A 25,763-nucleotide genomic window follows, 5' to 3' on the forward strand; every position below is an offset into this window, starting at 1 on the left:
GTTTTTGGACAAGACTTTTGCTGACACCAAACGTGATGGATACTTTCCTAATTGACATTTTTTGAACCAAATGTGCTATCACTATTTTTTTGCGGAGATCGAGGGAATATGCTTTCATTAGTTTTGAATACAAAATGATATTTTGTTATTATTTATTGTACCAAATTACAGCGGGAACCGCTGTATAAGTTAGTGGCACAATTATCTATCTTTAGCCCTGGGCGCATTAATACATTTATAACCGGGTTTTTTACCCTTGTTAAAGGCTAATTATGCAGTTTGTTTGTCCATCAAACCCGGTTTATGGCAACCCATGCCTCCAGGAGTATATCTTCCTTTACAATGGTGACTTGATTCCGATTTGTGGTATATTTTCTGGGCGAGGGGATTTTTTAGGACAATGTTCGATATGAAACGTTTAAAATTAAAATCAATGCTGGCTGCGGCGATCGCGATCGCCTTTTGCTTAATTGCGATCGCCAGCTACGCGCAAGCCAACAAGACTTTAACACTCGCAACTTCCCCAGACTACCCGCCCTATGAATTTAAAGATACGGCTGTTAGCGGCAACGAAATCATCGGTTTTGACATCGAAATTGCCAAATATATTACTAAAGAATTGGGCTACGAGCTGAAAGTAATTGGCATGGATTTTAACGGCTTAATTCCCGCTTTGCAGGCGGGAAGAGCCGATTTTGTGATGGCTGGAATGACTCCCACAGCAGAAAGGAAAAAAAATGTTAATTTTTCTGACCTTTACTACGAAGCTCAAAATACAATTGTCGCCAATAAAGGCAGCAACTTGACCAAAGCTGAAGATTTAGCGGAGAAAAAAGTAGGCGTTCAACTCGGAAGCATTCAGCAGGAAGCTGTGAAAAAAATGGCCGGGGTGCAACTGGTTCCTCTGAATAGGATTCCTGACATCATTCAAGAAATTAAATCAAATCGGCTCGCGGCGGGAGTGATTGAGGATACTGTCGCTACGGGTTATGCCGCAGCGAACCCGGACTTGGAATTTAACACAATCCCGAATACTGAAGAAAGCGGTTCGGCGATCGCCTTTGGCAAAGGTTCGAGATTAGTTCCAGAATTCAACCGAGTCCTCCAACAAATGAAAGCCAGCGGTCAAATTAAGGAACTAGCTACTAAGTGGTTTTCTCGACCAATTCCACAAGAACCTGCTCAAGCAAATCAGCCTCCGGTAGCGCCCAAGTTCGGGTTAGATTTTGGCAAAATCTTGCCGAGTTTGCCTTATATTTTGTCCGGGATTGGGGTAACTCTAACTTTTACCTTGCTGTCGGCATTTCTCGGATTTCTCTGGGGAATCGTCCTGTCTCTGTTTAAGATTTCTAGCATTAAACCGCTGTTCTGGTTTGCCACTGCTTACACCTCAATTTTTCGCGGAACACCGCTAATTTTGCAGTTGACTTTAGTTTATTTTGCAACGCCGCAGCTTACGGGCTATAATATATCTGCCCTGCAAGCTGGCGTGATTACTTTTTTCCTGAATTCTGGGGCTTATATTTCCGAAACAATCCGCGCCGGAATTCAAGCCGTAGATAAAGGTCAAAAAGAAGCCGCAGAATCGCTTGGTGTTCCCTACAAACTGATGATGGGGGATATTATCTTGCCGCAAGCGTTGAAAAATATTTTGCCTGCATTGGTGAATGAAAGTATTGCTTTGCTGAAGGATTCAGCTTTAGTTTCAGTAATTGGCGTAGAAGACTTGCTGCGCCGGGCTACAATTGTGGGAGCAGAAAAGTATATTTACTTTGAACCTTTGATATTTGTCGGCGCAATTTATTATTTGATGGTGCTTAGTTTAACTTGGGGGGCCAATGTACTCGAACGCAGACTCCAAACTAGCAGTTAAGGTCGATCGCCTGTATAAATCTTTTGGAAATCTGAAGGTTTTGCGCGAGATAACTACTGAGATTCATCAAGGAGAAGTGATTGCCATTATCGGCCCTTCGGGGTGCGGCAAGTCTACTTTTTTGCGGTGTTTGAATTTACTGGAAATTCCGACTTCGGGAAAGATCTACATTGACGGGGTGGATATTACTTTGCCGAAGGCAGATATTATGAAAATCCGCCAGAAAGTGGGGATGGTTTTTCAGCATTTCCACTTGTTCCCGCACATGACTGTGCTGCAAAATGTGATGTATGCGCCTGTAAAGGTGAAGCAGGTGGCTAAGGATGAGGCGCGTCTGAAGGGGTTAGAATTGCTGGAAAAAGTGGGTTTGTCAGATAAGGCTGAGGTTTATCCTTCTAAGCTTTCGGGGGGACAAAAACAGCGGGTGGCGATCGCCCGCTGTTTGGCTATGGAACCGGAAATTTTGTTGATGGACGAACCGACTTCTGCACTCGATCCAGAAATGGTTAAAGAAGTGTTAGATGTAATGAAAGCTTTGACAAAAACGGGAATTACGATGGCGATTGTAACTCACGAAATGGGTTTTGCGCGGGAAGTCGCCCACCGGATATTGTTTCTGGATGGTGGAAAGGTGGCGGAAGATGTGCCGCCGCAGGAGTTTTTTAATAACCCGAAGTGCGATCGCGCTAAGCAATTTCTGGAAAAAATGCTTTAATTCATATAATAATTAGAATTTTTAACCGCAGAGGAGACAGAGTTAGAGGAGAAAGAGACAGTTGCGGTAGAGTGCGTCAGGTTGGAGATGCTCGATAGCCACGGAAAGTATAATAATGTCGATCCGATGATTAACTTGGTAATTCTGTTAGAAACAGGAGAGAATTCTTTGAATCACCTGGGTATTAAAATCTTTTGGAAAGCGGTTTCTTTCCTGAGCGTGATCGAGAAAGAAAGTCTTGGGATAATAAGCAAGATTGGCTTCCATCTCGCTAATCTTTTCTAATAAGGGTTCGATCCGATCGATTTTGTCGGGATGGCGATGTTGGATGAGAGTCGCAGCATTCCTAAAATGCCGCCCCTCATCCTGCGTCACCAAATGTCCTACGCGAGCAAAGCCGTTCCCATAGTGTTGGTAGAATTCCTTAATATCCCGGTGATAAGACCACACGGAACCCATTTCGTCAAACATTAAACCAACTAGAATGGTGAATTCGTTCTCAATCAGAAACGAGATCGGTTCGAGTTCATGCACCCGACTCTGGTTTTTTTGGTCGATCGCCTCTGGGGACAAACCTGATACCATGTGATAGACCTTACGTAGAGCAACGTAGTGCCGTAATTCGTCTTGCAGCCAAAGTTCGATCGCACTCATGAATTCTAACGAGAACTCCGAACTGCGAGATAGCAGATGCTCGTAGAGTGGCTGACTGTCTCCCTCAGAGAACACATCTCGGCTGAGGAGATCCATAAATCCAGCCTGAATTGTAGGCGCGACTTCGGGAATTTTCAACTCATCGGCAATAAATTCATCTACACTCCACTCACTGCTAAGAATCGGAATTCCCCGGACATCATGAGTTTGTAATTTCATAGTTTTTCTGATTAGAAGTTAAGTATTTACCAGACGATCGCTCACGATATGCGGAACGATTAAGCAATGTCGTCCGGTGATCGGATTGGTATCTCCGCGCAATACGATGCCGGATGGAGTATCGCCGACAATCCAGGAACCTACGACGAAGTGATAGCCAAAATATTCAGGCAAGGGTTGATAGGACTGAATAATGAATCCTTCGCGATCGTAGCCCATCGCCTCGCGGGTATGAACGGCTCCGGCAACAAAATCGCCTGTTTCAATAGAAACCCCAACACCTTCTAGACCGACGAGGGGCTTTTTGACGTGCATTTGGGTCAGTAATGCTGTGGATTCGATCGAGATAGTATCTGTGAAGAAAGTGGGTAGCAAGAATTGAGCGTACACTGGGTGGTTGCCAAATAATTCCCACATCCACACCATCGATCCTTTATTGCTTAAAATCTGTTTCCACAGCGGTTCAATGATTTTCACGTCCCCTGCTATCAGGCGCGATGCTAGGGCTTCATCTGCGTTAAAGGATTCGCTTGCGATTTGCAAATCCAGCCAATCGACAATTTTCCACAGCCGCAATATCCGATTGTTGAATTGATCGACAAAAAATCCTTCTTCATCCACGCCCAGATGGTTGCGCAATCCTACAAGTTGGGTAAAAAAGCGATCGTTTCCCAATTCTTGATTAATAATTTCGACCAGTTGTCCTGCCATCTCGGTATCTTCTGACAGATGCTCGTCAATTAACAAGCTCAGGCCGAACTGCTTTAAATCATAATGACGACTTAGAGTGCGGAATCGACCCGCAACTTCGTCCCAAAAATTGTTGAACTGATTGGCATCGTTGGGAAGCGATCGCAAATCTCGGCTGGTTTTTTTCATGTCATCTAACCACAGCCATTGATAGACTGTTTCTGCACCCAAGAGAGGAGTTTCGCCGTTGATTTCTAGAAGGCTAATTTTTCCATCTTCAGTGACGGCAAGATCGAAACGGGTATAAAGAGACATATCTTCTGCTTCGTCAACCCGATCCCACGAAACCTGAATTGCTTCCCAGAAAGCAGGGGGAATAGCGAGTTTTTTCATCCGATTTTCTAGGCCATCAGCGGTAAAAAACCAGTCCAAAAACTCCCGACACATATCCCAAAGAGCCTCAGTAGCATCCCAGATCCTCGCCTCTTCCTGGCGCGAAAACATCACCCCAAAGGGACGGTCTAAGGCTTCTGCCCAGTAGCGTTGGTTGATGTCTGCAAGAGGCTGACATTGGTAGGCGTTATCTAATACGTGCTGCTGCCAGTTGCGTCGTCGCTGAAACAAAAAGGGATACATGGATGAAGCGCCTTGCTAGTGGTGTGGAACTCAAGGATCTACAAAAACAGACAAAAGAACTAGAGAAAAAATAGTTGTGGGATGAATCGCCGCTCAAAAATGCTTGCATCATATCTATTCCGGCTGCGCCGGAATGATATCAAATCCGCGCTTCATCGTCGGGCGTAAAGTCGAATCCCGAGGCCAACAAATAATTCGCGCAATATTCATTTTTTTGACCCCTCCTTCTACAGTCAACAGTCAACAGTCAACAATGCGGACGGTGCAACCGGAATCGATATCACTTGCCTCCGCTTCCCAAAGGAGCCGTGGAGCGGACAGCATTACCAAAGCTCCCTCGTCCCTTGATGGTTCCCTGAGCTGCGTGGCCTGGGGGGCGATTTGGGGTGTCGCGACTGGAGAAAAAGTAGGGAGAATCTAGCGGTATGCCCTGTAGGGGACGAGTAATCTGGGTTCTCTCTGGAGTTACAATTCCGATGTTGGAGCGATAAACGGGTTGCACTGGATAAACCGTGTAGGAGCCGCTGGAGCCGCCGTTGACCACTGTTGGAGGGGCATCATCATCGACATCATCGGTGAAATAGAAGCCGCCGAAGTCTGGTCGCCATCCGGGGGTAGCAACGCTGGAATTCGATACCTGCGAGCAAATGCTTGCTGTGTCTTCTTGGCATTCTGGCTGCGTGCGATACACGGGCGTAATGCGTTCGTATTCCTGCATGGCGTACCGGAACTGGGCCTGACACTGCTCTTTTGTGAACCCGTTGCTTTGGTTCGTCGCATCTACAATACATTGCTGTTCGGATTCGTAGTAGCGTACTTCGTTGGGTTGCTGCAACATGGTATAAGCAAGATAGCCTAATCCACTGATCCCCAGTACACCTGATGTAATTAGAAGGTAACGAATTGTTGTCGTTCTATTGTTGTTATGAGTCATGGCTAACCGGAGGTTCGAGTCATTATTTCAAAGAACCTGTAATGTGATGAATTGGCTGCCACTGAGATGATTGGATTTACACTGTCAGCCAAAGTTCAAGTAATTTACCTAAGTCTGTGAGTTGGCACTCAGGACTTTGATTATAGCTTTTACTACATTGCCAGATTCAGGGATTTCTCGAACTAAGGCCCAGGTTTATCCTTCTAAGCTTTCGGGGGGACAAAAACAGCGGGTGGCGATCGCTCGCTGTTTGGCTATGGAACCGGAAATTTTGTTGATGGACGAACCGACTTCTGCACTCGATCCTGAAATGGTTAAAGAAGTTTTAGATGTGATGAAAGCTTTGACGAAAACTGGAATTACAATGGCAATTGTAACTCACGAAATGGGTTTTGCGCGGGAAGTCACCCACCGGATTTTGTTTTTGGCGTTGCTGATTTAAGGTATGAAGGGCAAATATGCAAGTCAGAGAAACCAGTATCTACAAAACTTCGGGATTTTCAAGTTATTTTTTTCATACCCTGATTAAGCAACGCCAGCCTGTTTAAATGAAAGTGAAATCACTGGCGCTTATTATGCTAGCAGAAACTCCGTTTAAAGCAGCTATAATTTCTCCTGTTTTCCCAAACTGAATCAAGGTTGCACCGCTATTTTCAGTAACAGTTAGTTGCTCGAATGTCAAGCCATTAGCTAGCATCAGCAAATCTTTTCCAGCTTCAAAATCGGCAATAATATAGATACCAGAATTGGCAGACAGTAAAAAGCGATCGCTTCCAGCACCTCCAATTAAACAATCATCCCCCAAACCGCCCATCAGAGTATCATTACCTTTGCCACCAATCAAAGTATCATTTCCCTCGCACCCGTCTAGCAAATCATTGCCAGCACCTCCACTCAGATAATTATTGCCAGCACCTCCGCAGAGGGTATCATTACCATAATCGCCGTAGAGAGAATCCTCGCCTTCGCTGCCAAAGATTATATCATTTCCCTTGCCTCCAAATGCGAGATTGCTGCCTTTGCCACCGTCGATAAAATCATCACCTTCACAGCCCAAAATTAAGTCGTTGTCTTCTTTACCATTTATTGAATCATTGCCGCGATTTCCGAAGATGATATCTTCGCCTTCATGGCCAAGGATGATGTCATTACTTTTGCCGCCAAAAAGGATATCATCTCCCTTGTTGCCGTCAATAAAATCATTGCCTCGGTTGCCGTAAAGGAGGTCGTTGCCTTCACCGCCGTAGAGGTTATCATCGCCTAAATCCGCATCAAAAATATTCCGATTTGGACTGCCGTAAAAAGCATCATTTTTTGACGTGCCAAACTGAATTTCCTCGCTACCATTGCCGTTGATAATGTTGTCAGCTTGGTTTGGGCGATCGGCTTTTGGATACTCAATAGTATTGCAAATGCAATCAGTATCACTTCCTGGTGTAACCACGGGTACTGATGGTGTTGGGGTCGGTGTTGGGGTCGGAGTTTCCGCAGGCGTCGGCGTTGGTGTTGGCGTCGGTGTTGGGGTCGGAGTTTCCCCAGGCGTTGGTGTTGGTGTCGGAGTCGGTGTCGGAGTTTCCGCAGGAGTCGGAGTTGGCGTCGGATTTTCTGCTGGAGTCGGCGTCGGAGTAGAAGTTTGCGCAGGCGTCGGTGGAGTTGGCGTCGGAGTTTCCGCAGGAGTCGGCGTCGGCGTCGGTGGAGTTGGCGTCGGAGTTTCCGCAGGAGTCGGCGTTGGTGGAGTCGGCGTCGGAGTTTCCGCAGGAGTCGGCGTTGGTGGAGTTGGCGTCGGAGTTTCCGCAGGAGTCGGAGTTGGCGTCGGTGGAGTCGGCGTCGGAGTTTCCGCAGGAGTCGGCGTTGGTGGAGTTGGGGTCGGAGTTTCCGCAGGAGTCGGAGTTGGCGTTGGTGGAGTCGGCGTCGGAGTTTCCGCAGGAGTCGGCGTTGGAATCGGCGTTGGAGTCGGCGTCGGTGGAGTTGGCGTCGGAGTCGGAGTTGGCGTCGGTGGAGTTGGCGTTGGTGGAGTTGGCGTCGGTGGAGTTGGCGTCGGTGGAGTTGGCGTTGGTGGAGTTGGTGTCGGAGGTAGTGGGTTGACGGTAATATCCACACGATCGGTATCGGTTTGAGCACCGCCTAATTCTGGAGATCCGCGATCGTTTGTCGTCAAAGTCAGCGTATCGGTGCCACTAAAGTTCAGATTCGGCGTATAAGTTAAACCCTCTAAAGCAGCATTAATATCAGCCTTTTTTCCGGTATAAATTAGGCTGTTGCTGCCATTCCCCGATCCGGTAACTCCCGTCAGCGATTTGAGTGTAAGAGTGCCGCTGGTAACGCTGAGATTAACTTCCACCGACTCGCTATCTGCATCCGATACAGAGATACTATTGCCGTTGCTAGCAGAGAAGATGCGAGGAGTATTTTGAGTCGTCGCTTCTTTGCCAATATCAGTCGAAATGTCTACACTCCAACTGGCAATATTTCCTGGAGTAGTAGCATTGGAAGCTTTACTATTCTCTTGGTTGGCATCAACTGCATACAATTTCCAAGTGCCGTTGGGGTTAGTTTTATTAAAAACAGAAAGAGTCGAACCGTAAGGCCCTTCTGGTGCCCCTGTCGGTGTTGGCGTTGGCGTATCGTTATACAAAAAGGGATAAACATCAAGAAAACCGCTCAGTGAATAGTTGGTCGGTTTGTAAGCTCCTGAAGCGATAGTTGGTACTGTAACAACAGGAAAACTAGAAAGAAAAGAGGCTGCATTATCATCCAACTTCAGCGTGACGTTGTTGAGTGGTTCAGATGGAACGTGAGACATTAACACCACATTTTGTCCTTCGGGCCCAACTAGCAAGAGGTTGATGTTCTGCGGTCCACCATTGGCAGAGTTAGAAGTTTGAACATTGTTGAGAGTGATGGTAACGCTGTCTACTTTTCCTGTTACACCTGAAACGTCAATAGCAGACGGATAGGGTGTCGCTAAAACGTTATATACGAAGTCTCCGCTGTTGATGGTAATGTTATTCGGGTTAGTTGTAGTGGTTGTGGTTCTTCCCGGTATTGAATTAATAGGAGATTGATTGCGACGAGAAAATTCCGAGGTATCCCCTGTGGTTTTATTAGTAGCAGTAGCAGCTAGAATCGGTTTGCCTGCTACTGGAGTGTAGGCGAAGTTGATATTACCATTGCCAGCGCTATCTGTAGTAACGTCTTGGAAGCCGAGGAAAGTTTGACCTTGACCTGCGCCTGCGGGGTCATAACTGGTATTTGCAAAAAATTCTACGCGGAAATTGGCATTAGGAGTGCTGTTGAGAATGCCGCTAACTGTGTTGCCGCTAACTGAGGTCAGAACCGGGTAATTTTGCAGGTTGTTGCTGCCTGTATCGGCGTCGCCTAAATCGTTGGAAGTGACACCATTATTACCGATTAAGTCAATTCCTAATCGTTTGTTGTTAAAAATGCTATTGCCTTGAATAGTGTTACTGGTGGCATTTTTACTAGCAACCTCCATACCGCTGCGATTATTGTTAGCAATGATATTACCTTCTCCAGGTGCAGTGCCGCCGATAGTATTATTCGAGTTTTGGCCTAAGATAAAAATGCCATCACCCTTGTTACCTAAAGCTATTGTCCCCGTGGCATCAGTCCCGATGTAATTGCCAGTAATTTTGGTGTTGGTGACTCCCCCTGACCCTGGTCCAGCAATAAATATACCCCCAATACCTTCGTTGCCAGAAATGACGTTGCGCGAGATAATATTGCCTGTTATGGGGGTGACATTAGGAGGATTGTTTTGAGTGTAACTTTGGATTCTGATCCCAGCTAAAGTGTTGGCTACAGCAGTCGTACCGCTAATATCAGTACCAATGTAGTTGTCTTGGATGGTATTGTTGTTAGTCTGTACTCCAATGCCGTGACCTAAGCCGGAATTTCCGCCCTTTCCAAATCCGTTAATAACCAATCCTTGAATGGTACTGCCACTGGAATCTTCTGCGCCACCAAAAGGGCTTTTGCCTAAATCTAAACCATTAATATAAATATAATTGGCAGATGAGGCTGGTTGTTGTACTAAACTGCCATTTAGTTCAATTATCGGTTTTCCAGCATATCCAGGTTGAGATTTGCCATTGATAATAACTGGGCTGGTGATGACAGGTAAGGCTTGATTAAGGGTAATGGTATAAGGGCCAGTGCCGGGAATGTTAAAGTTAATTGTGTCTAATCCGGGATTGGAATTGGCTTGTTCGATCGCATTTCGCAGAGAACCCGTAGCGCCATCTAAAGTATCAGTAACACTATAGGTAGTCAAAACAGACGCGTAATTTTGCATCGCGTTTGACTCGAATGCTAGGGGCGATTTAATGTTGCCGATTTTTTCTTCTAGTTCCCAATTCCCTCCTAATTTTGCAGTCCCTGTGAGATGCTTGGATGCGGCGATATTTGCACCAGTGAGGGATGCAATGCGGTGGAGTAAGTGCTTACCATCTACGACTTGTTCATCCAGTCCGCTGGAGGTTTCAATTCTCGTTTCACCAAAGTATTCTAAGGCTAGTTCGCCCTTGATTCCGCCGGGGGTTTCAACCCCCGTCTCATAGCAAAAGTCCTCTAAAGAGGACTGTTTAATGAAATTGTTTTTAGTCGGTTTCAACCGACTTTCGCTTTGAGACAGGGAATTTATTCCCTGGCGGACTTTCTGACAAGGGCGGGATGCTGCTACATTGCAGCCGTAAATCAGGATGTCTGCATCAATTGTTAAAGCGCGTCGCCATTGCTGAAATTGCTGGCTATAAGCTTCTAGGTTATCAACAGACAGTCTGGTTTCACCGAGTTGCAAGCTTCCCGGTTCGCCGTGGGAAACTAGATGAATGCTGTCAATATTAGTACGATTAGCTAGCACTTCGCTAATTTGTTCGACTCCATCTCTGTGAGAGTCGATAACTATTGCTTCTACTCCCCATTTCACTCCATCTAGAAGTGTTTGATACTCTGCTACTGCCGCATCGATAAATACTATTGTACTGGGGTTATGGGTACGATCGCTCTTTTCCCCAAAACTCCCATTGCTCGTGTTAATTTGATTCGGAAGTTCGATCGCTCCTGCTGATAAAACTGGTATCATGGCTGTGTACCCTATAGCCTAAAGTTAACAATTTTTCATAAATTCAGGACAAGCACACCGGAACTAAAAAAAACCGTTTTTTTCACAGTAGAAATACCTAAAATTTTGGATTTTATGATAGCAACTCGGTTTGTTGGCAGGTCTTAAATTTATTGATTCAGACTCTATTGTTTGTGGCTTTTTTTCTTAGTAGCCTAAACAAATGAGTTGAGATTTTTTTTATTACGTCAACTATACCCAGCATACGTACGTATGCAAAAAATCTTAATAAAAATACATATTTTCGACTCCTCCTAATCGGGGGAAGTCCGCTAGCCTCATATATTTTCCCACTCACTTACTGCGCCGATCGCGCTGCCGATCGAGCTTCGCTAAAAATGCACCGGAAACATCCGCCAGAATGCTAATTATCCGATACAAAGCCACCGCACTCAAAATTATACCCGTAGAAAAGCGATCGGACAGCAGGGCGATCGCCGTTGCTTCAAATACTCCCATTCCCCCCGGTGCTCCGGGTACGACTAAACCGACAACAAACGCAAAACAAAAAGCACCGAACAAGTTGGGAATATTGCTAAAGTTCACCGGAGTTAAAGCCGTTACAGTTAGCAAAAATCCGCAGCCCCGCAATCCGATAAAACACATTTGTCCGATTAACGGCACTAAAGGATAGCGTTTTATTGGCAAATTAATTTTGCGGCGTGACTTGACATTCGATGTTTTTTTAGCTATATTTGAAGTAGACTCTGTAGGAATATTTAGTCCCTCGCCGGCAGCCTCCCCAGTCTTTGAATTTTCCCCATTATTCTTTGATAACTTCAACCGCTCTACAAACAGAACGATCGGATTTAAAATTCGGGGATGAATCGCCGTCAAAATAGCAGCACAACCGACAAGCCGCAACAACCAATTGATTTTATCAAAACAAATCAACCCAATCAGCACGCCAGCAGAAGCCATCAGCAGCGGTTCCAGCAACACGCTGAGAGTAGCAGCTTTCGGAAAAATACCAGCCTTTTTTGCGTCCAATATTCGACCCCAAAAATGCCAAATATTCCCCGGTAAATACTTGGCAATATTAGTTTTGAGAAAAACTTGAATTGCCCAGGCGGCAGTTACAGGTTGGCGGAATTCCCGCAAAATCAACATCCACACCCAGCCGACAAAAATTAGAGAAAATAAAGTGACGCCAAGGGCGATCGCCAGCAACGGAAAACTTTCGGCTCGAATTTGGATATTCGCGACTTCTCGCCAGTGAGTTAAAAAAGCTTTGGCAATAAATAAAAACGTCCCGCCCAAAATCACATAGCGCAAATAAGGCTTTAAATGCGATTTCGCGAGATTTAAAAAATTCTTAATTCGATGCAAGTGTTGTTTTCCCATTTTCCGATCCCGATTTTGAATTTGGGATGACTGCTTTCTTAACCACTATTTCATATTTCAATACTCCAGACTGTTTTTTTTGAACGTTGGAAGCATTGATATTTCGTTCCCGCTTGAACCCTGGAACCCGCATTTTCTCGTTTACCAGCACCTCATATCGAAATTTTGTCCCGACTATTGATATTTAAACTTTAAAATTTAGAGAGCTCGTATTTAAGGAGTATATTTTTATGGTCGGCCCGACTTCTGATGGTCTTTCGTATCTTTTAGACGATAGCCCCAATAGTTTAACTTTAACACCAGGCTTTTTGACTCCTTATCCTAACGGACTTTTTGCCCTCGAAGGCAACGATTTTATTGTGGGTGCGTCGGATGCCGATCGCATCAGCGGTGATAATGGTAACGATCGCATTCTCGGCGCTGGCAATTCCGATACCCTGTTCGGGGGTGCGGACAACGATTTGCTAAACGGCGGTGTCAACAGCGACATCCTGTTTGGCGATGCCGGCAGCGATACCTTGCAGGGAGGTAAGGGAGAGGACGGCCTCAACGGCGGCGGCGGCAGCGACGTTTTAGTGGGCGATGGGGGCAAAGATACGCTGACAGGGGGTTTGGGCCCAGATACCTTTGTCCTCCGCAGCAACTCCGCAGTCTCCGATCCGGCGACAGCAGACATTATTACTGACTTTAACAGTTTTGTGGATTCGATCGGACTGACTGACAATCTTACCGAAGCTGACTTGATTCTCGAAGAAATCTCGATCGCCCCGGGTATTTCCAATACATTAATTAAAATTCGCCAATCCAATGCTATTTTAGGCTTGGTAGCCAACGCATCTCCACAAGACCTCGCCAGTACATTCATCTCTGCAACTACCGTATTGGGCAACCAACTGGATCAAGCTCGCGATTTAGGCGTTTTGGGCGGCACTCAAACGATCGCAGACTCGGTTAGCAACGCCCGGCCAGACGGTCTTTACCGCTTTACTTTGCCTGCAACTAGCGACTTTAAATTAACTGTCAGCGGTTTGACGGCGGATGTTGACGTTGCTGTGATTAAAGATATTAACGGCGACAATTCTATTGACTTTACCGATATTATTGCTGCTTCTCAAGAACCGGATTTATCGCCGGAGTCGATCGACCTCAACGCTTTGGCAGCAGGCACTTACTTTGTCCGAGTTTATCAATACCAAGGCAGTACAAACTTTAACCTAAATCTGTCTGCAACTCCTGCAACTGTTTCTCCTAACAATCCGAGCAACTTGCAGGGTTTTGACTCTCGTTTTGGGTTCGGTTTGGTGAATGCAGCGGCGGCAGTTGCTAAAGCTCAAGGTACTGCAACTTTTCCTGATGTTCCCGACTTGGGCGGCGACGAGTGGGGCAGAGATTTAATTAAAGCTCCAGAAGTTTGGGCCCAGGGTTTTACTGGAGACGGAATTGTGGTGGCAGTTATCGACAGCGGAGTTGACTACAATCACCCGGATTTGACGGGGAATATTTGGAGCAATGCGGGAGAAAGCGGTGTTGACGTGGCCGGTCGCAATAAAGCTAGCAACGGGGTTGATGATGACAACAATGGCTTTGTTGACGATTTCCGGGGTTGGGATTTTGTCAACAGCGATAATGACCCGATGGATGATAACAGTCACGGCACTCATATATCGGGTTTAGTTGCTGCGAAAAAAGATGGGGTTGGGATTACTGGAACGGCTCCAACTGCGAAGATTATGCCTGTGAAAATACTCGATGAGGAGGGGGTGGGGAAAATTAGGGATGAAATTAATGCGATTAATTATGCGGTGGCAAATGGAGCTAAGATAATTAATGTGAGTTTGGGCGGTCTCCAGTTGAATGAAGAAGAATTGGATGCTATTCGAGTCGCTGAAGCTCAAGGGGCGATCGTGATTTCGGCGGCGGGAAATGATGCTCGCCCGGAGGTGGATTATCCGGCTAGGTTTGCCAATGAGGTAGGAATTGCTGTCGGTGCTGTTAGCCGGAACGGCTTGTTTGCAGATTATTCTAACCGGGCGGGTGCGCAGGCAATTAATTATTTTGTTGCTCCGGGCGGCGACGGTGGCACGGCTGATTCTGGTGACGTTTATTCAACTGTGCCGCTTTCTGAACCGGGGATTCCCTATCAATATTTTGCGGGTACTTCAATGGCTGTGCCGCAGGTAGCTGGGGTGATAGCTTTGATGTTGCAAGCTAATCCGAATCTGAGTCCTGCTGAAATTAAGAGGATTCTTGCGGAAACTGCCAATCGAGCTGTTTGAATTTGATTTTGTGCGATCGATCTACAATCCTCAATCTTATACCAATTATTAACAGTAGGGACACGCAATGCCGTGTCCTACTCCGCGCGTCGGACACGGCATTGCCGTGTCCCTACTTTTGGGAATTGGTATTAAAAATTGGCGGCGTAACTTAAATCAAATTGGCGGCACAGGGTGATGCAGCAGTAGTTTGGTCGATCGAATACTAAATCGTAATTCATCTCGCCGTCTATTTTGGTGATGGGCTGCTTTAAGGGGATGCCCTGAATGTCGTATTGGCGGCGTTCTAAGGCACTCCATTCGATAATTTTGATGTCGATTTGGTTTTGCAACTCAGTTGCGATCAGATATAGTTGCATCTTGTCTTCAACTTTCCCTGTCAGGGGGATTTTTATTAACACTGACTGGGTGACGATGGGTTTTTGGTCGTTGGGATGTTTCTGGGTATGGCAGCTTTTGAGTTCTATATCATAAGGTTCTACCTTGAATTTCTCTCCGCTGGCGATCGCAGACGAGTGCAAGTCTTTCAGGCACTTCTCTAGGTGAGGAATTAGCCCTAAGTCTGGATCGCACAGCAGTTTGCGAATATTCGAGGTTTCAGTGACTGTCATTGTAGATTTTTTATGTTATTTTTTGCTTCTTAACTTCTAGCTTAACGCGAAAAACAACCCCATTGAACTATACTTGCGACATACTTCCAAAAAACCATTTTCTGGGCAGTAGGTCTCGGTAAATAAGACATTTTTTGCCTTAATTTTTTAGGTTATTTTTTGGTAATTTTCCAGAGATTGAGCTCAACATTAGCGTCAGCGGGATCTATTTGATAGTTTTGTTGCTGAATTGCCGATCGCAAAGTTGAGGACGGTCTGTATAAAAACAAATCGCTGAAACCATCGGGAATTTTCGAGGGTTGCGGTTTTTTGAGTGCCAATTTTCGATTTTTGTAGCAAGAAGTGTAACAGCGGGGTTCTATTAGCAGTTTTACTTTTGGTTTTAGGTGATAACTTAAAGGCATCATATATGCGATCGGGGCATCGCTGATAATTAGGGGATTGCTGGCTTGATTTACAGTCTCAGCTACTTGTAATTCGGCTCGAAGCCAGCCGCTGCCTTTATTCCACCAAGTGTCTCTTTGAGAACTAACTCCACCGGATATAAGACCTGCGGCAAACAGTGCAACTATAACTATTCTCCACAGTTTTTGCTGTTTGAAGTTATCCAAATTGTTACTAATTTTCGCAGACAGTAGGTAAGCCACTGCTAGCTGAATTCCCACATAACAAGGAACTAAATATCGCGGATTTGCCGATCGCCTCCCACCTTTCATTATATCAGGTACTGCTAAAAACAAAGCTGTTGTTGCAATTAATAACAATACTATCAACCACACTCTCTTTGGTGTATGTCGGCACAGAAAATAAAGGGCATAGCCGACTAAAGCTAAAATCATTATGCCAACTGGGATTAGCAAGGCTAGTTGTGTGGCGTTGGCAGTTCCATCAATGCCAATATCAAAAAATGCTATGGTGACGGAACCAATCCACCTGCTGACTAATCTTAAGAAATTGGTCTGTTCTGCCCATGCTGTTGTGCTTCTAATTTGATTGAAGTTTTCAACAGTATTTATGAGGGAAGGCATGAAGCCGATTAAGGCGATTAAAGCTGCTACATAATAGGCAATGAATGTTTTAACATCGCGCCAGTTGGCAATGACAGCGACGTAGATTGCGTGGGCGGCGGCGACACAGACAAATAACAAGTGGGTGTACAATCCCAGTGTTGCTGTGCCTGCATAAAGCGCCCAGGCAAGAACCAGGGCGACAGGATTTTGATTTTCGTCAGGGCGCATTGCTCGCAGCAAGGCTGCACTGGATAAAATAGTAGTTACTGTCCACAAACTGTACTGTCTTGCTTCTTGGGCAAACAAGATGTGGTAGGGAGAAATTGCGAAAATTGCGATCGCCATCCACGCCACTGTTGAAGATTCAAATAACTCCCAAGCCAGCCAATAAATTGCGGGAAATACTAACAAGCTAATGACGGCGGCCAAACTTCTCATTGCTGCAACGGAACTGCCGAACCACTGCGCCCAATATCGCGCTAGTACGTAATACAGCGGCGGGTGTTGGGGGTCTTCTGTTGCTAAAGAATTCAGGGTATCGCTTAAAGTTTTTTCGGAATTTAGCTGCTGATATTTTTGTATATCTGAGGGCGAGGTTATTTTCTGGTACGAAATTTGTTTGATTATTTCGGCTTCGGTGTAGCCAGAAACTCTCAAAGAAGTATATGTTTCGTCGAGCCAGTAAAATTTGCGATCGAGATTGGCGAACCGAAATAAAATGCCGATTACTAATACGGCTATAATTAAAAATCGCAGCCACTTGTCAAGTGAAGGGTTTTGAAAATTTAGCCGATCGCTATCTTTCGTAGATTCCATTTTATAACTAGCTCATATCGCAGAAATTTTTTCTGTTACCCCACCCGTAAGGTGCGCATTGCGCACCCTACCAACTTAACAGCCAAAGTGAGGACTTCAGTCCTCACTGCCAACAAAGGAATGATTAATCATCCACTCCTTCAATCGGTGCAAAACCCTGCCGCTGAATATTTTCAGTTATGGTGCGGGGTTCGAGAAATTGCAGCAAATAATCCGGCCCGCCAGCTTTAGAACCAACTCCCGAAAGTTTGAATCCTCCGAAAGGTTGCCGCGATACCACAGCGCCGGTAATTCCGCGATTGATGTACAGATTTCCGACTTCAAAATCGGATGCGGCTCGATCGATATGCGAAGGCGTGCGAGAATACAATCCGCCGGTTAAAGCAAAATTCGTACCGTTAGCAATAACAATCGCTTCGCTGAAATTTTTTGCCCGAATCACCGACAAAACTGGGCCGAAAATTTCTTCTTGGGCGAGAGTTGCTGTCGGCGATACTTCCGTAACAATGACTGGGCCGACAAAATAACCGGTTTCCGGTGCCGGCATTTCTAAAGCTATCTTAGCTTCGGCGCGACCTTTTTCGATGTATTCGCGGATGCGCGAATGGGCATTTGCATCGATCACAGGGCCGACTTGAGTGCCGGGATTTTCTGCAGGGCCGACATTGAGCGATCGCGTCGCTTCTACCAATCTTGCCACAAAATTATCGTACACCGATTCGACTACAATTACTCGCGAACAAGCGGAACACTTTTGGCCACTGTATCCAAATGCCGAATAAACTACGCCTGCAACTGCTTGGTCTAAATCCGCACTTTCATCGACAATAATTGCATTCTTGCCGCCCATTTCCGCAATTACTCGTTTCAGGTGTTTTTGTCCAGGCTGCAAAATCGCAGCATCGGCATAAATCTGACAGCCAACTTCCTGAGAACCGGTGAAAGTAATCATGTGAACGTCGGGGTGTTTCACCATGTAAGCGCCGACTGTTGAACCTTTGCAAGGCACGTATTGAAATACGCCTTTGGGAATGCCAGCTTCTAGCAAAATTTCTGTGATTTTTGCTGCAATTACTGAGGAAACTTCCGCAGGTTTGAGCAAAGTACAATTCCCTGCCACCAGCGATGCAACTGTCATTCCCACAGGAATTGCGAGGGGGAAATTCCAAGGTGAAATGATTAAAGAAATGCCGCGCGGCTGATAGCTGTAGCGGTTGGTTTCTCCGGCTACGTCGTAATTTTTTCCTTGTTCCAACCGTTCGATTTCGTCGGCGTAGTACCGACAAAAATCAATAGCCTCGGAGACTTCGGCATCGCACTCTCTGACGGGTTTCCCGACTTCAAACACCATCCAAGCTGACAGTTCGTGCCGTCTTTGTTCCATCAACTCTGCGGCTTTGCGGAGGACGCCGGCGCGCTGGCGGACGGGGGTTTTTCGCCAACTGGTGGAGGCTGATTTTGCTGCTTCAAGGGCTTGTTTTGCCTGTTCTTCGGAAAGCAATCCGATTTTGCCGACTACTTCTGTGGGATTGGAAGGGTTGAGAGAGTTAACTGTTGCTTCAGTATTTTGGTACTCGCCATTGATTAGCGGTAAATAGGTTTTACCTAAGTTGGCGCGCACTGATTTGATGGCTGTTTCTGCTTGTTGCCGCAATTTGGTATTGGCGTAGTCGGTATCGGCAACGTTGGGAAATACTTTGCTGTAAACTAGCTGGTCATTTCCGTTAGCAACGGGCGCCGCTAACAATTGTTCGATCGGCATTTCTTCGGAACTTTGCCGGATGAAAGAACTGTTGGCGGTATTTTCCAGCAAACGGCGGATCAAATAAGCCATTCCCGGCAGCAAATCGCCGTAGGGGCAGTAGACTCGGACGCGATAACCCCGATCGACCAAAAGCTTAGCCAATTTGTCGCCCATGCCGTACAGTACCTGCATTTCAAAGCGGCGGCGCGGGATGTTGAGAGTTTCAGCAATGGCGATCGCCCTCGCTTGCGATCGTACGTTATGACTGCCAATAGCTGCATACAAATATTCGTGATTTTCTAGCAGCAACTGCGTCATCTGCTCGAAATTGGCATCGGTAGCAACTTTGTCATTGTAGACCGGCTGCGGCCAATCTTTTTGCATCGCTTTGATAGTTTCCTGATCCCAGTAAGCGCCTTTTACCAGCCGCACTGTCACCGGATTTCCGCGTTTTTTTGCCCAGGCAATCAGGTTTCGCAAATCTTGGGCACTGTCGCGCAAATATGCTTGCAATGTAATTCCGATATCCGTGCGACTGCGAAACTCTTCTTCTAACAATAAGTCTTTGAGAATGCTCAGAGTCAAACTCTTGTAAGCATACTGTTCCATATCGAAATGAACTGCCGCTCCCAATTCCTTAGCGCGGCGCAGTAACAGGCGAATTCTCTCGCTTACTTTCTCCTCGCTACCTTTAGCATCCAACGGGTCAAACTGAGAATAAAAAGCCGTTAACTTTACCGATACTTGCACTCGCGGCAGAGTTTCGCCGTCAGCTTTATCAATTGCATCTACCTGCGACCAATTCTTCGCTGCATTCGCCAGTTCCTCCATCAATTCCAAATAGCGGTTAAGATAAATTTGCGCCTCCGCTTCAGTAATGACAGCTTCCCCCAAAAGGTCAACTGTAAAACCCATTTTATCTTTGCGAAGTCGCTCTAAGGTTTTAATTACCTGCTTGATATTTTCCCCAGAAATATACTTGTGCGCCAAAGTTTCCACAGCAGGCGCAACCGTCGTCGCCGCCAATTGACCCGGAACCGAATCAGCGTTAGCAAAGTTGAGCAATTTTTTCAATGCTTCGGGCAATTCTACCTCTTCAGCGGTCAGGTATTCTTGCAGGTGGCGCGCAATTTCCGGCCTGCTGCGGAGGGCAGGCAAACAGTCAATAAATCGAAACAACTGCACCCGCAGTCCGGGGTTAGCCATCGCCCAATCCATCAGTTTGTCGTCCCAGCGCATTTGGTCTTGGAGTTGACCGAAAAAAGAGCGCTTTTTCTCTTGAGTTACCCGCAGTATTTCTTTGGCAATTTCCTGGGTTTTTGCTTCGTAGATGTTTTCAGATACTTGTGCGATCATTGGTAATAAGTAATTGGTAATTTGTAATTAGCTACAGGGGGACTTTATGTATTTTGTAACTACCCCCTGATACAATTATAGTTGCTATTTGACTTCAATTTTAACTTGGTAGTTTGCTTGGCGATCGCCTGAAATTTCAATAGTATAATCGCCGCTACTGGTTAGTTGACCTTGCCACTGACCTGTGCTGTCAGCAGTACCTACATTTTCGCCGTTAGGAGCAATAATTGCTGCGCTAACTTGACCTTCTTGAACATTTATTGTCATGCTTTGGCCGCTATTGCACTCCACTAAGTAGCGCTTTGATATGTTGGCTCGCAAACTACTGCTCAGAATAGTTCCCGTAGCACCGGCTTGAAAGTTAACTCGCTCAGTTACAGGGGTTTCAACCGCAGCGGGAGAAGGAGAAGGAGAAGGAGAAGGAGAAGACGACGGCGAGGGGGAAGCAAGTTGCGGAACGCCAGACACAGAGGGTATTTGAGTGGGACTGGGCGACGGAGGGATTGTGGCGGGCAGTCCTCTTCCAGGGGCAGGGGGAAGTGCGGGCCGGCGGTTGGCGGGGGCTGTGGCGACAGGCGGAGGGCTTTCGGGGAGGGGTACGTCAGCGGGTAGTTTGATTTGAAGGTTCGCTCTTTCCTGATACATTCTCCACGCTAGCAAACTGCCGAGACTAAGGACGGAACCGACTAACATTCCGCTGAGAAAAACTGCTAATATTTGCCAGGAGCGAGCTGGTTTGGGCTCGGGGTTGGCAGTTGGAATTGTTGAAGCCGGATAACTTGCAAGTTGAGTTGTTTCCGGCGCGCTATCGGCGGCAATTGAAATTGTTTCGGCTTCGTCGATTGGCGTTGAAATATCTTCGGGCGCGACAATTTCTGCGGGAGTTTCTGCTGGTGCGGAAGTTGAATCTGTCCTGTCAATTGCACTGCGATCGAACTCATCGCTGGCAGTGGAAATTGTTTCCGGTTGCTGAGTCAAAATTTGTTTTTTTTCCTGTTCGTCGCTCATGGGGCTAAATTTATTTTACAAAGACCGCTGTTAGACATTTTACGTTACTGGTGCGATCGCCTGCACTGTACCAATACGGCAAGGCTCTTGACAAAATGCCCTCCGTGTCGGTCGAGAAATCTATCTGCTGGGGCGATCGCAATTTACCAATTTTCCGTAAATATTGAGTACAAATTGCGATCGCAAATTACTACTGGGCTCAATTATTAGGCAAAGATTGCCAAAAAGGCCGGTCTTCTGGCTTCCTCACAGTATTCGTCGCCGACTGCACGTTTCCTTTCAATTCTTGATAATACCTGTCATCCAGAAAACTAACGCTGACGCCAGCAGGAAGCAGCAGTTGGCGCAATCTTTCCTGAGTGTAATCTACCCCCTCAATCATTGGCCCGCGGGGATTTGAAACTAACAACTTGCCGTTAACTGGCACCGAATTGACCATATTCGGCCACCAAGCATAACCGCTGTAGCCAAACATCACCGGAACTTGAATAATTTGGTCGTCTCCGAGTAAAAACTCTCTTTTCAATTTCTCTATAATCGGATTAAGTTTCTGATTTTGCAAATAGAGATTGTGTTGAATTAAAGCACGGTTTTTCAAGGCGGCGCTGACAGTTGTTTGAGTGCTCAAACCGCGATTGACCGTCACATCGCCGTAACCTCTTCCCTCCAATTCTTCCAACAGCTTAACTCCTGCTTCTGGACTGGCGATCGCCATTACATATTGTCCGGGAGTTTGAGTGGGAATAAAATTGATAATTTCATCTACTTGGCGAGTCAAAAGCCAAGAAGTATCAATATCCACTGGCGGCCCTTGAATTCTCTGAGCTTGAATAAAATCAAGTACCTCTGGATTAAAACTAGCATTTCCCGAATTCCCGTAATAAACTCGACCCATTGGGTGTCCGGGAATCGGCGGTGTAACCTGCAAATTGCCGTATCCGTCAGACCACTGACTTACAGGGTCTAAAGAACGAGGATTGCCAATTTTAACTACTTTCAAATCCCGGTTTTGAGTTGATTTAACAGGCGGGTTTTTCTCTGGATCGCTATTGCTTTTTAGGGCTACATTAAACAGGCGTATATCCGATTTTTCTGGCAATTGAACGTAGCCATTTTTCTGGGTATCTTGCATCCAAGTGCGATCGCCCTGGAGAATTTTTACTTGAGCGCCCGTGGGTTCTACTGCTTGTTTTAGTTGCGAGATAAATTCGCTGTTTACCGAGCCTCTGTCGCTGACTTGAACTTCGGTTACTGGCGCTGTGTTGGGCGCTATCATCCAAGGACTAACGCCCATTTGGATGGTTGTGGAGGCGATTTCTTGACCGTTGTTTTGGGCAGTTGCTTTGAGATTAACAGTGCCGTTCCAATTGCGATCGGCAAATTGTTTTGCTTCCACACCTAAAACAATATTCGTGCTGAAAACTAGAGGTTTAGCACCTGATATATCTACAGGTTGCCACCCGTCGCCCGTCTTCTGGAAGACGCTGATGTGAGGGCTGGCAATGCTGTCAGCAGTAATAAATAATTGGGAGGTTTTGAAGTTTTCAGACAGTGTTAAGTTAACTTGAGAAAGCATTGCTGCACGGCGGGGAGTGCTAACTTTGGTTTGTTGCCAAGTCGGTATCTTGCCGCGATCGTTATTGCGATCGTTAAATAAAATTAGCGCGCCGTTGGACAAAGACCATTGTTCTTTTCCGGCTTCGTCTTGCTCGTTGATTTGGCCATCTCTGTTGGTATCTCCCGCAAAGAAAAAGTTCGACGGGGACGCTGCGGGCGTAACTGGGGCGATAGTTGGTGTTGCAGTTGATTCAGGAGTTGCTTGAGAAGTTGCTTGCTGATTTCTCTCTAGTTCTTGCTTCTCAAGTTCTTGTCTGGCTAATTCTTGCCTTTGTAGTTCTTGCTTCTCAAGTTCTTGTCTAGCTAGTTCTTGCCTTTGTAGTTCTTGCCTTTCTAATTCTTTTCTAGCTAATTCTTGCTTTTCTAGTTCTTGTCTGGCTAATTCTTGCCTTTGAAACTCTTGTCTTTCTAGTTCTTGTCTGGCTAATTCTTGCCTTTGAAATTCTTGTCTTTCTAGTTCTTTGCGAGCTAGATCTTTTTTCTCTTGCTCTTTTCTCTCTATTTCTCGACGAGCTAGATCTTTTTTCTCTTGCTCTTTTCTGGCTCGCTCTCTTATCTCTTCTTCCTCGGCTCTAATTTTCTCAACAGAACGTGCAACTTGCATTTCATAGGTAGCGACACTGAGGTTTCCTTGGTATTCGATGGTTTTGTCGATCGCCCGATCGGCCAAAAAAGAATCGTGAGGAATGAGTCGCAGCGTATTGATAGCCAACTGCCACAGCCGCTGGGACTGTTCCCAGGTAGCAGAAGAAGGATTAGAAGTGCGTCCAATTAAGACTGCTTGGGCGGCTAATTTAGCAGCATCGTCCCAATTATATTTGGCTCTTTCTTCTATTTGAATCTGAATTTGAACGTTTTGGAGTTGCTGCGTCAGAGTTTGGGATTGCTGGCGGTGGATTGCTGATTTCCAAAGTTCTGCAGGAAACGGGGCGCTGTCGGAAGTTTTGGCAAGGTTATCTAATTGTACTTGGAGCCGATCGCGCAATTTGTAAAGTTCGGAAAGGGATTGCGGAGTTTCGCCGTCTGGCTGTCGCCCAGAGAGTGCGAGTTGGTAGTTTAGGGAAGGTTGAGCCACTGTTGTGGGGACTGCAACCCAAATAATACCGATGACGACACCGAAACCATTGACGATCGCGATCGCAATATATCGAACCCAGCGCATATAGTTTATCCTCAGACACGCCAATAATTTTACCTAATCTTGGGAGCAATGGGGGATTTAATTGTAAGATTTTAGGATGGGTTGGGGCGATCGGCTTTTTTTCATTTCGAAGGACGATTAACTCGAATCAATTTACCGTTCAAAGTATCAATCGCAGAAATAGCCTCATTAATTCGCGTCGCCAGCCTTTCAAAATTTGGGTCTTCCGTGCAAACCACAATACCACTATGGTCAGAGTTTTGAATGTGTAATCGCATGAAATGACGGCGATTTCGCGTTAAAACTGTTCGAAAATTGCTCGCAGCAAAAGCTAACACCTCTTCGTCAGGAATTTGAAGATTTGCATTCCCTGCTTCCCTCGCTGTTAATACATCGTGACCCAAAGCCCGCAGTAATTCTACCACTGCTAGCGGGAAGTTTTCATCTGTGTAAAAACCTGCCAACTTTTAATAAACCTCGCTTTCTTCCATAACTTCATCGTTTTCTCTAATTGCCTGTTCAATTTCCTCTGGGTAAGCATCAGCATAAGCCCACGCATTTACCAAGTCAGCGGCCGTTAGATCGGGAAATGATTCTAGGATAATACCATCGGAAGCACCTAAACGTCGATCGCACACCAGTGACCAAACTGGTATGCGAGTATTGCCGACACAGGCATCGCCTCCGCACACACCAGGAGTTTTTTTAATGCCTAGAGAACCGTTGGTTAAAGTTTGAGTTAGGATGCTGATTAGTTTAGCTTTATCAACCGCATTTAAGGTTAAGACTTGAGTTTCTAATTCTTGTATAGTCATAAGTGTGATCGATCGGATTTGATATTAGTTAGATTATAGCAAAATTCCGCCATGTTTTAGGCTTCCTCATTTCTCGCGATCGCTGCTTCAATTTCCTCTGGGTGTGCCTCAGCATAAGCCCAAGCATTTGCCAAATCTGCTGCACTCAAATGAGGAAAATCTTGCAAAATTCGCACATCTGTTGCACCCAGATGGCGATAATTTACTAACGACTAAATAGGTATGCGAGTTTTGGCGATTCTAGCATCGCCACCGCACACGCCCTGAGTTTTTTCTATTCCTTGCCAAGTATTGCTTAAACTTTGAACTAATAGCTGTATTACCTGAGTTTTTTCAGCGGAAGTTAAGGCAAGGAGTTGTTTTTCTAATTCTTTCAGTGTCATTGTTTGCTATCTAATTGAGATTGATTAACATCCAGGTTAGAGTACACCGCAGTGCCCTGTCCCTACAAACAATTCGGGTAGGGATACGGCACTGCCGTATCCTGACAAATATCTGCAATTAACCAACAGAATTTGAATGCAATCTATTAGCTAGATTATAGTGTTTGAATCAGCGCGATCGCCCGTTTTGTTACCATATCTCGGCAATACTGATTCCTTACCCGTAGCTGCGACTTGAAAAAAATGGTACGATCGTATTAATGTGCGATCGAGAAAATCATACACCGCTATTGTAGAAATTATTCGCAGGAATTACGCACTCAGACCAAAAAAACCGCGTTTTTTAAAGAATCGGTCGCTGTGTACGAAGTATGTTCGCAAAAAACCCGGTTTCTGCCTTCCCACGAGTCAGTCCTATATTCATTTAGTCGCTTTCTCCATAAATGGAAGTAAAAATCGTGAAATCGCCCTGTTATTTCCGAATTTTTATCCTTATTGGATTATCCTTAACAAGCTGCGAACAGGCTAAGTCATTTCAAGAAATAGATCGAAAATTTAAAAATAGTAATGCGATTGAACAACACAATTTTAACTTGCAAGCGGGCGATCGAACGGTCGATCGAACTAACAACATCCAAGCAAGTCCGAAGAGTGGGAAGTTCGAGCGAACTACTAACTCACCGGAAGAAAGTGCGATCGTGTTAGGAATGAAAATTTAATAACTTCACTATTTACTCAATTGTCGGAACAGCACGGTAATTCCATTTTGGCAAATATT

General features: G+C 45.8%; 16 protein-coding genes and 2 pseudogenes. 5 read left to right on the forward strand and 13 right to left on the reverse strand.

What is annotated here, in order from left to right; translation table 11 throughout:
* Nucleotides 1-409 precede the first annotated feature (409 nt).
* Complete coding sequence (locus QUA13_RS25585; RefSeq protein WP_333203050.1) at nucleotides 410-1,873, forward strand: ABC transporter substrate-binding protein/permease; 1,464 nt, start codon at nucleotides 410-412, stop codon at nucleotides 1,871-1,873.
* Nucleotides 1,839-2,588, forward strand: a complete 750-nt coding sequence (locus tag QUA13_RS25590; RefSeq protein ID WP_333203052.1) for an amino acid ABC transporter ATP-binding protein — start codon at nucleotides 1,839-1,841, stop codon at nucleotides 2,586-2,588. The genes QUA13_RS25585 and QUA13_RS25590 overlap by 35 nt, the downstream gene beginning before the upstream one ends.
* Before the next feature lie 147 nt (nucleotides 2,589-2,735).
* Here QUA13_RS25590 and QUA13_RS25595 read toward each other — a convergent pair whose 3' ends face one another.
* The 3 genes from QUA13_RS25595 to QUA13_RS25605 all read right to left on the reverse strand — a co-directional run bounded on the left by QUA13_RS25595 (nucleotide 2,736) and on the right by QUA13_RS25605 (nucleotide 5,625).
* Nucleotides 2,736-3,461 carry a hypothetical protein gene (locus QUA13_RS25595; protein WP_333203054.1) on the reverse strand — a complete coding sequence of 242 codons (726 nt, stop codon included), beginning with the start codon at nucleotides 3,459-3,461 and terminating at the stop codon, nucleotides 2,736-2,738.
* An 18-nt stretch (nucleotides 3,462-3,479) separates the two neighbouring features.
* The gene (locus QUA13_RS25600; protein WP_333203056.1) at nucleotides 3,480-4,787 is read right to left on the reverse strand and encodes a glutathionylspermidine synthase family protein; all 1,308 of its coding nucleotides are present in this window, start codon (nucleotides 4,785-4,787) and stop codon (nucleotides 3,480-3,482) included.
* 280 nt (nucleotides 4,788-5,067) lie between these two features.
* Entirely contained in the window at nucleotides 5,068-5,625 is a 558-nt protein-coding gene (locus tag QUA13_RS25605; RefSeq protein WP_333203058.1) for a DUF1190 domain-containing protein, read from the reverse strand.
* Between the two features lie 235 nt (nucleotides 5,626-5,860).
* On the opposite strand from QUA13_RS25605, the pseudogene QUA13_RS25610 reads away from it, so the two are divergent.
* Nucleotides 5,861-6,148: pseudogene (locus QUA13_RS25610) on the forward strand (ATP-binding cassette domain-containing protein); the annotation flags it as partial.
* Nucleotides 6,149-6,265: 117 nt separating this feature from the next.
* Here the strand turns inward: QUA13_RS25610 and QUA13_RS25615 are convergent.
* Together QUA13_RS25615 and QUA13_RS25620 are read right to left on the reverse strand one after the other, a co-directional pair.
* Nucleotides 6,266-10,825 (reverse strand): DUF4347 domain-containing protein, encoded by a 4,560-nt coding sequence (locus QUA13_RS25615; protein ID WP_333203060.1) that lies wholly within the window; start codon nucleotides 10,823-10,825, stop codon nucleotides 6,266-6,268.
* A 333-nt stretch (nucleotides 10,826-11,158) separates the two neighbouring features.
* Nucleotides 11,159-12,208 carry a UPF0104 family protein gene (locus QUA13_RS25620; protein WP_333203062.1) on the reverse strand — a complete coding sequence of 350 codons (1,050 nt, stop codon included), beginning with the start codon at nucleotides 12,206-12,208 and terminating at the stop codon, nucleotides 11,159-11,161.
* Nucleotides 12,209-12,438: 230 nt separating this feature from the next.
* On the opposite strand from QUA13_RS25620, the gene QUA13_RS25625 reads away from it, so the two are divergent.
* On the forward strand, nucleotides 12,439-14,484 hold the full coding sequence (locus QUA13_RS25625) for a S8 family serine peptidase (RefSeq protein ID WP_333203064.1): 2,046 nt from the start codon (nucleotides 12,439-12,441) through the stop codon (nucleotides 14,482-14,484).
* Between the two features lie 131 nt (nucleotides 14,485-14,615).
* Here QUA13_RS25625 and QUA13_RS25630 read toward each other — a convergent pair whose 3' ends face one another.
* The 8 genes and pseudogenes from QUA13_RS25630 to QUA13_RS25665 form a co-directional block, all read right to left on the reverse strand.
* Nucleotides 14,616-15,095, reverse strand: coding sequence for a hypothetical protein (locus tag QUA13_RS25630; protein ID WP_333192353.1), 480 nt, complete (start codon nucleotides 15,093-15,095; stop codon nucleotides 14,616-14,618).
* A gap of 152 nt (nucleotides 15,096-15,247) precedes the next feature.
* Complete coding sequence (locus QUA13_RS25635; protein ID WP_333203066.1) at nucleotides 15,248-16,921, reverse strand: glycosyltransferase family 39 protein; 1,674 nt, start codon at nucleotides 16,919-16,921, stop codon at nucleotides 15,248-15,250.
* A 124-nt stretch (nucleotides 16,922-17,045) separates the two neighbouring features.
* Nucleotides 17,046-20,021, reverse strand: coding sequence for an L-glutamate gamma-semialdehyde dehydrogenase (gene pruA, locus QUA13_RS25640; protein ID WP_333203068.1), 2,976 nt, complete (start codon nucleotides 20,019-20,021; stop codon nucleotides 17,046-17,048).
* 84 nt (nucleotides 20,022-20,105) lie between these two features.
* Nucleotides 20,106-21,029 carry a hypothetical protein gene (locus tag QUA13_RS25645; RefSeq protein WP_333203070.1) on the reverse strand — a complete coding sequence of 308 codons (924 nt, stop codon included), beginning with the start codon at nucleotides 21,027-21,029 and terminating at the stop codon, nucleotides 20,106-20,108.
* Between the two features lie 199 nt (nucleotides 21,030-21,228).
* Nucleotides 21,229-23,808 carry a protein-arginine deiminase family protein gene (locus QUA13_RS25650; protein ID WP_333203072.1) on the reverse strand — a complete coding sequence of 860 codons (2,580 nt, stop codon included), beginning with the start codon at nucleotides 23,806-23,808 and terminating at the stop codon, nucleotides 21,229-21,231.
* A gap of 101 nt (nucleotides 23,809-23,909) precedes the next feature.
* Nucleotides 23,910-24,251 carry a DUF5615 family PIN-like protein gene (locus QUA13_RS25655; RefSeq protein WP_333203074.1) on the reverse strand — a complete coding sequence of 114 codons (342 nt, stop codon included), beginning with the start codon at nucleotides 24,249-24,251 and terminating at the stop codon, nucleotides 23,910-23,912.
* A 3-nt stretch (nucleotides 24,252-24,254) separates the two neighbouring features.
* On the reverse strand, nucleotides 24,255-24,602 hold the full coding sequence (locus QUA13_RS25660) for a DUF433 domain-containing protein (RefSeq protein ID WP_333203076.1): 348 nt from the start codon (nucleotides 24,600-24,602) through the stop codon (nucleotides 24,255-24,257).
* A 56-nt stretch (nucleotides 24,603-24,658) separates the two neighbouring features.
* Nucleotides 24,659-24,985 (reverse strand): annotated as a pseudogene (locus QUA13_RS25665) (DUF433 domain-containing protein).
* Nucleotides 24,986-25,443: 458 nt separating this feature from the next.
* Between QUA13_RS25665 and QUA13_RS25670 the strand changes: the two are divergent.
* The gene (locus tag QUA13_RS25670) at nucleotides 25,444-25,704 is read left to right on the forward strand and encodes a hypothetical protein (protein WP_333203078.1); all 261 of its coding nucleotides are present in this window, start codon (nucleotides 25,444-25,446) and stop codon (nucleotides 25,702-25,704) included.
* The last annotated feature ends 59 nt before the right edge of the window (nucleotides 25,705-25,763 follow it).

This window comes from Microcoleus sp. S28C3 (genome assembly GCF_036700785.1).
GTDB lineage: Bacteria > Cyanobacteriota > Cyanobacteriia > Cyanobacteriales > Microcoleaceae > Microcoleus > Microcoleus asticus.

Bases quoted from the DNA above. Each gene is read 5' to 3' on its own strand.
- QUA13_RS25585 (WP_333203050.1), top strand. From the start codon at position 410: ATGAAACGTTTAAAATTAAAATCAATGCTGGCTGCGGCGATCGCGATC.
- QUA13_RS25590 (WP_333203052.1), top strand. From the start codon at position 1,839: ATGTACTCGAACGCAGACTCCAAACTAGCAGTTAAGGTCGATCGCCTG.
- QUA13_RS25595 (WP_333203054.1), bottom strand. From the start codon at position 3,461: ATGAAATTACAAACTCATGATGTCCGGGGAATTCCGATTCTTAGCAGT.
- QUA13_RS25600 (WP_333203056.1), bottom strand. From the start codon at position 4,787: ATGTATCCCTTTTTGTTTCAGCGACGACGCAACTGGCAGCAGCACGTA.
- QUA13_RS25605 (WP_333203058.1), bottom strand. From the start codon at position 5,625: ATGTTGCAGCAACCCAACGAAGTACGCTACTACGAATCCGAACAGCAA.
- QUA13_RS25615 (WP_333203060.1), bottom strand. From the start codon at position 10,825: ATGATACCAGTTTTATCAGCAGGAGCGATCGAACTTCCGAATCAAATT.
- QUA13_RS25620 (WP_333203062.1), bottom strand. From the start codon at position 12,208: ATGGGAAAACAACACTTGCATCGAATTAAGAATTTTTTAAATCTCGCG.
- QUA13_RS25625 (WP_333203064.1), top strand. From the start codon at position 12,439: ATGGTCGGCCCGACTTCTGATGGTCTTTCGTATCTTTTAGACGATAGC.
- QUA13_RS25630 (WP_333192353.1), bottom strand. From the start codon at position 15,095: ATGACAGTCACTGAAACCTCGAATATTCGCAAACTGCTGTGCGATCCA.
- QUA13_RS25635 (WP_333203066.1), bottom strand. From the start codon at position 16,921: ATGGAATCTACGAAAGATAGCGATCGGCTAAATTTTCAAAACCCTTCA.
- pruA (WP_333203068.1), bottom strand. From the start codon at position 20,021: ATGATCGCACAAGTATCTGAAAACATCTACGAAGCAAAAACCCAGGAA.
- QUA13_RS25645 (WP_333203070.1), bottom strand. From the start codon at position 21,029: ATGAGCGACGAACAGGAAAAAAAACAAATTTTGACTCAGCAACCGGAA.
- QUA13_RS25650 (WP_333203072.1), bottom strand. From the start codon at position 23,808: ATGCGCTGGGTTCGATATATTGCGATCGCGATCGTCAATGGTTTCGGT.
- QUA13_RS25660 (WP_333203076.1), bottom strand. From the start codon at position 24,602: ATGACTATACAAGAATTAGAAACTCAAGTCTTAACCTTAAATGCGGTT.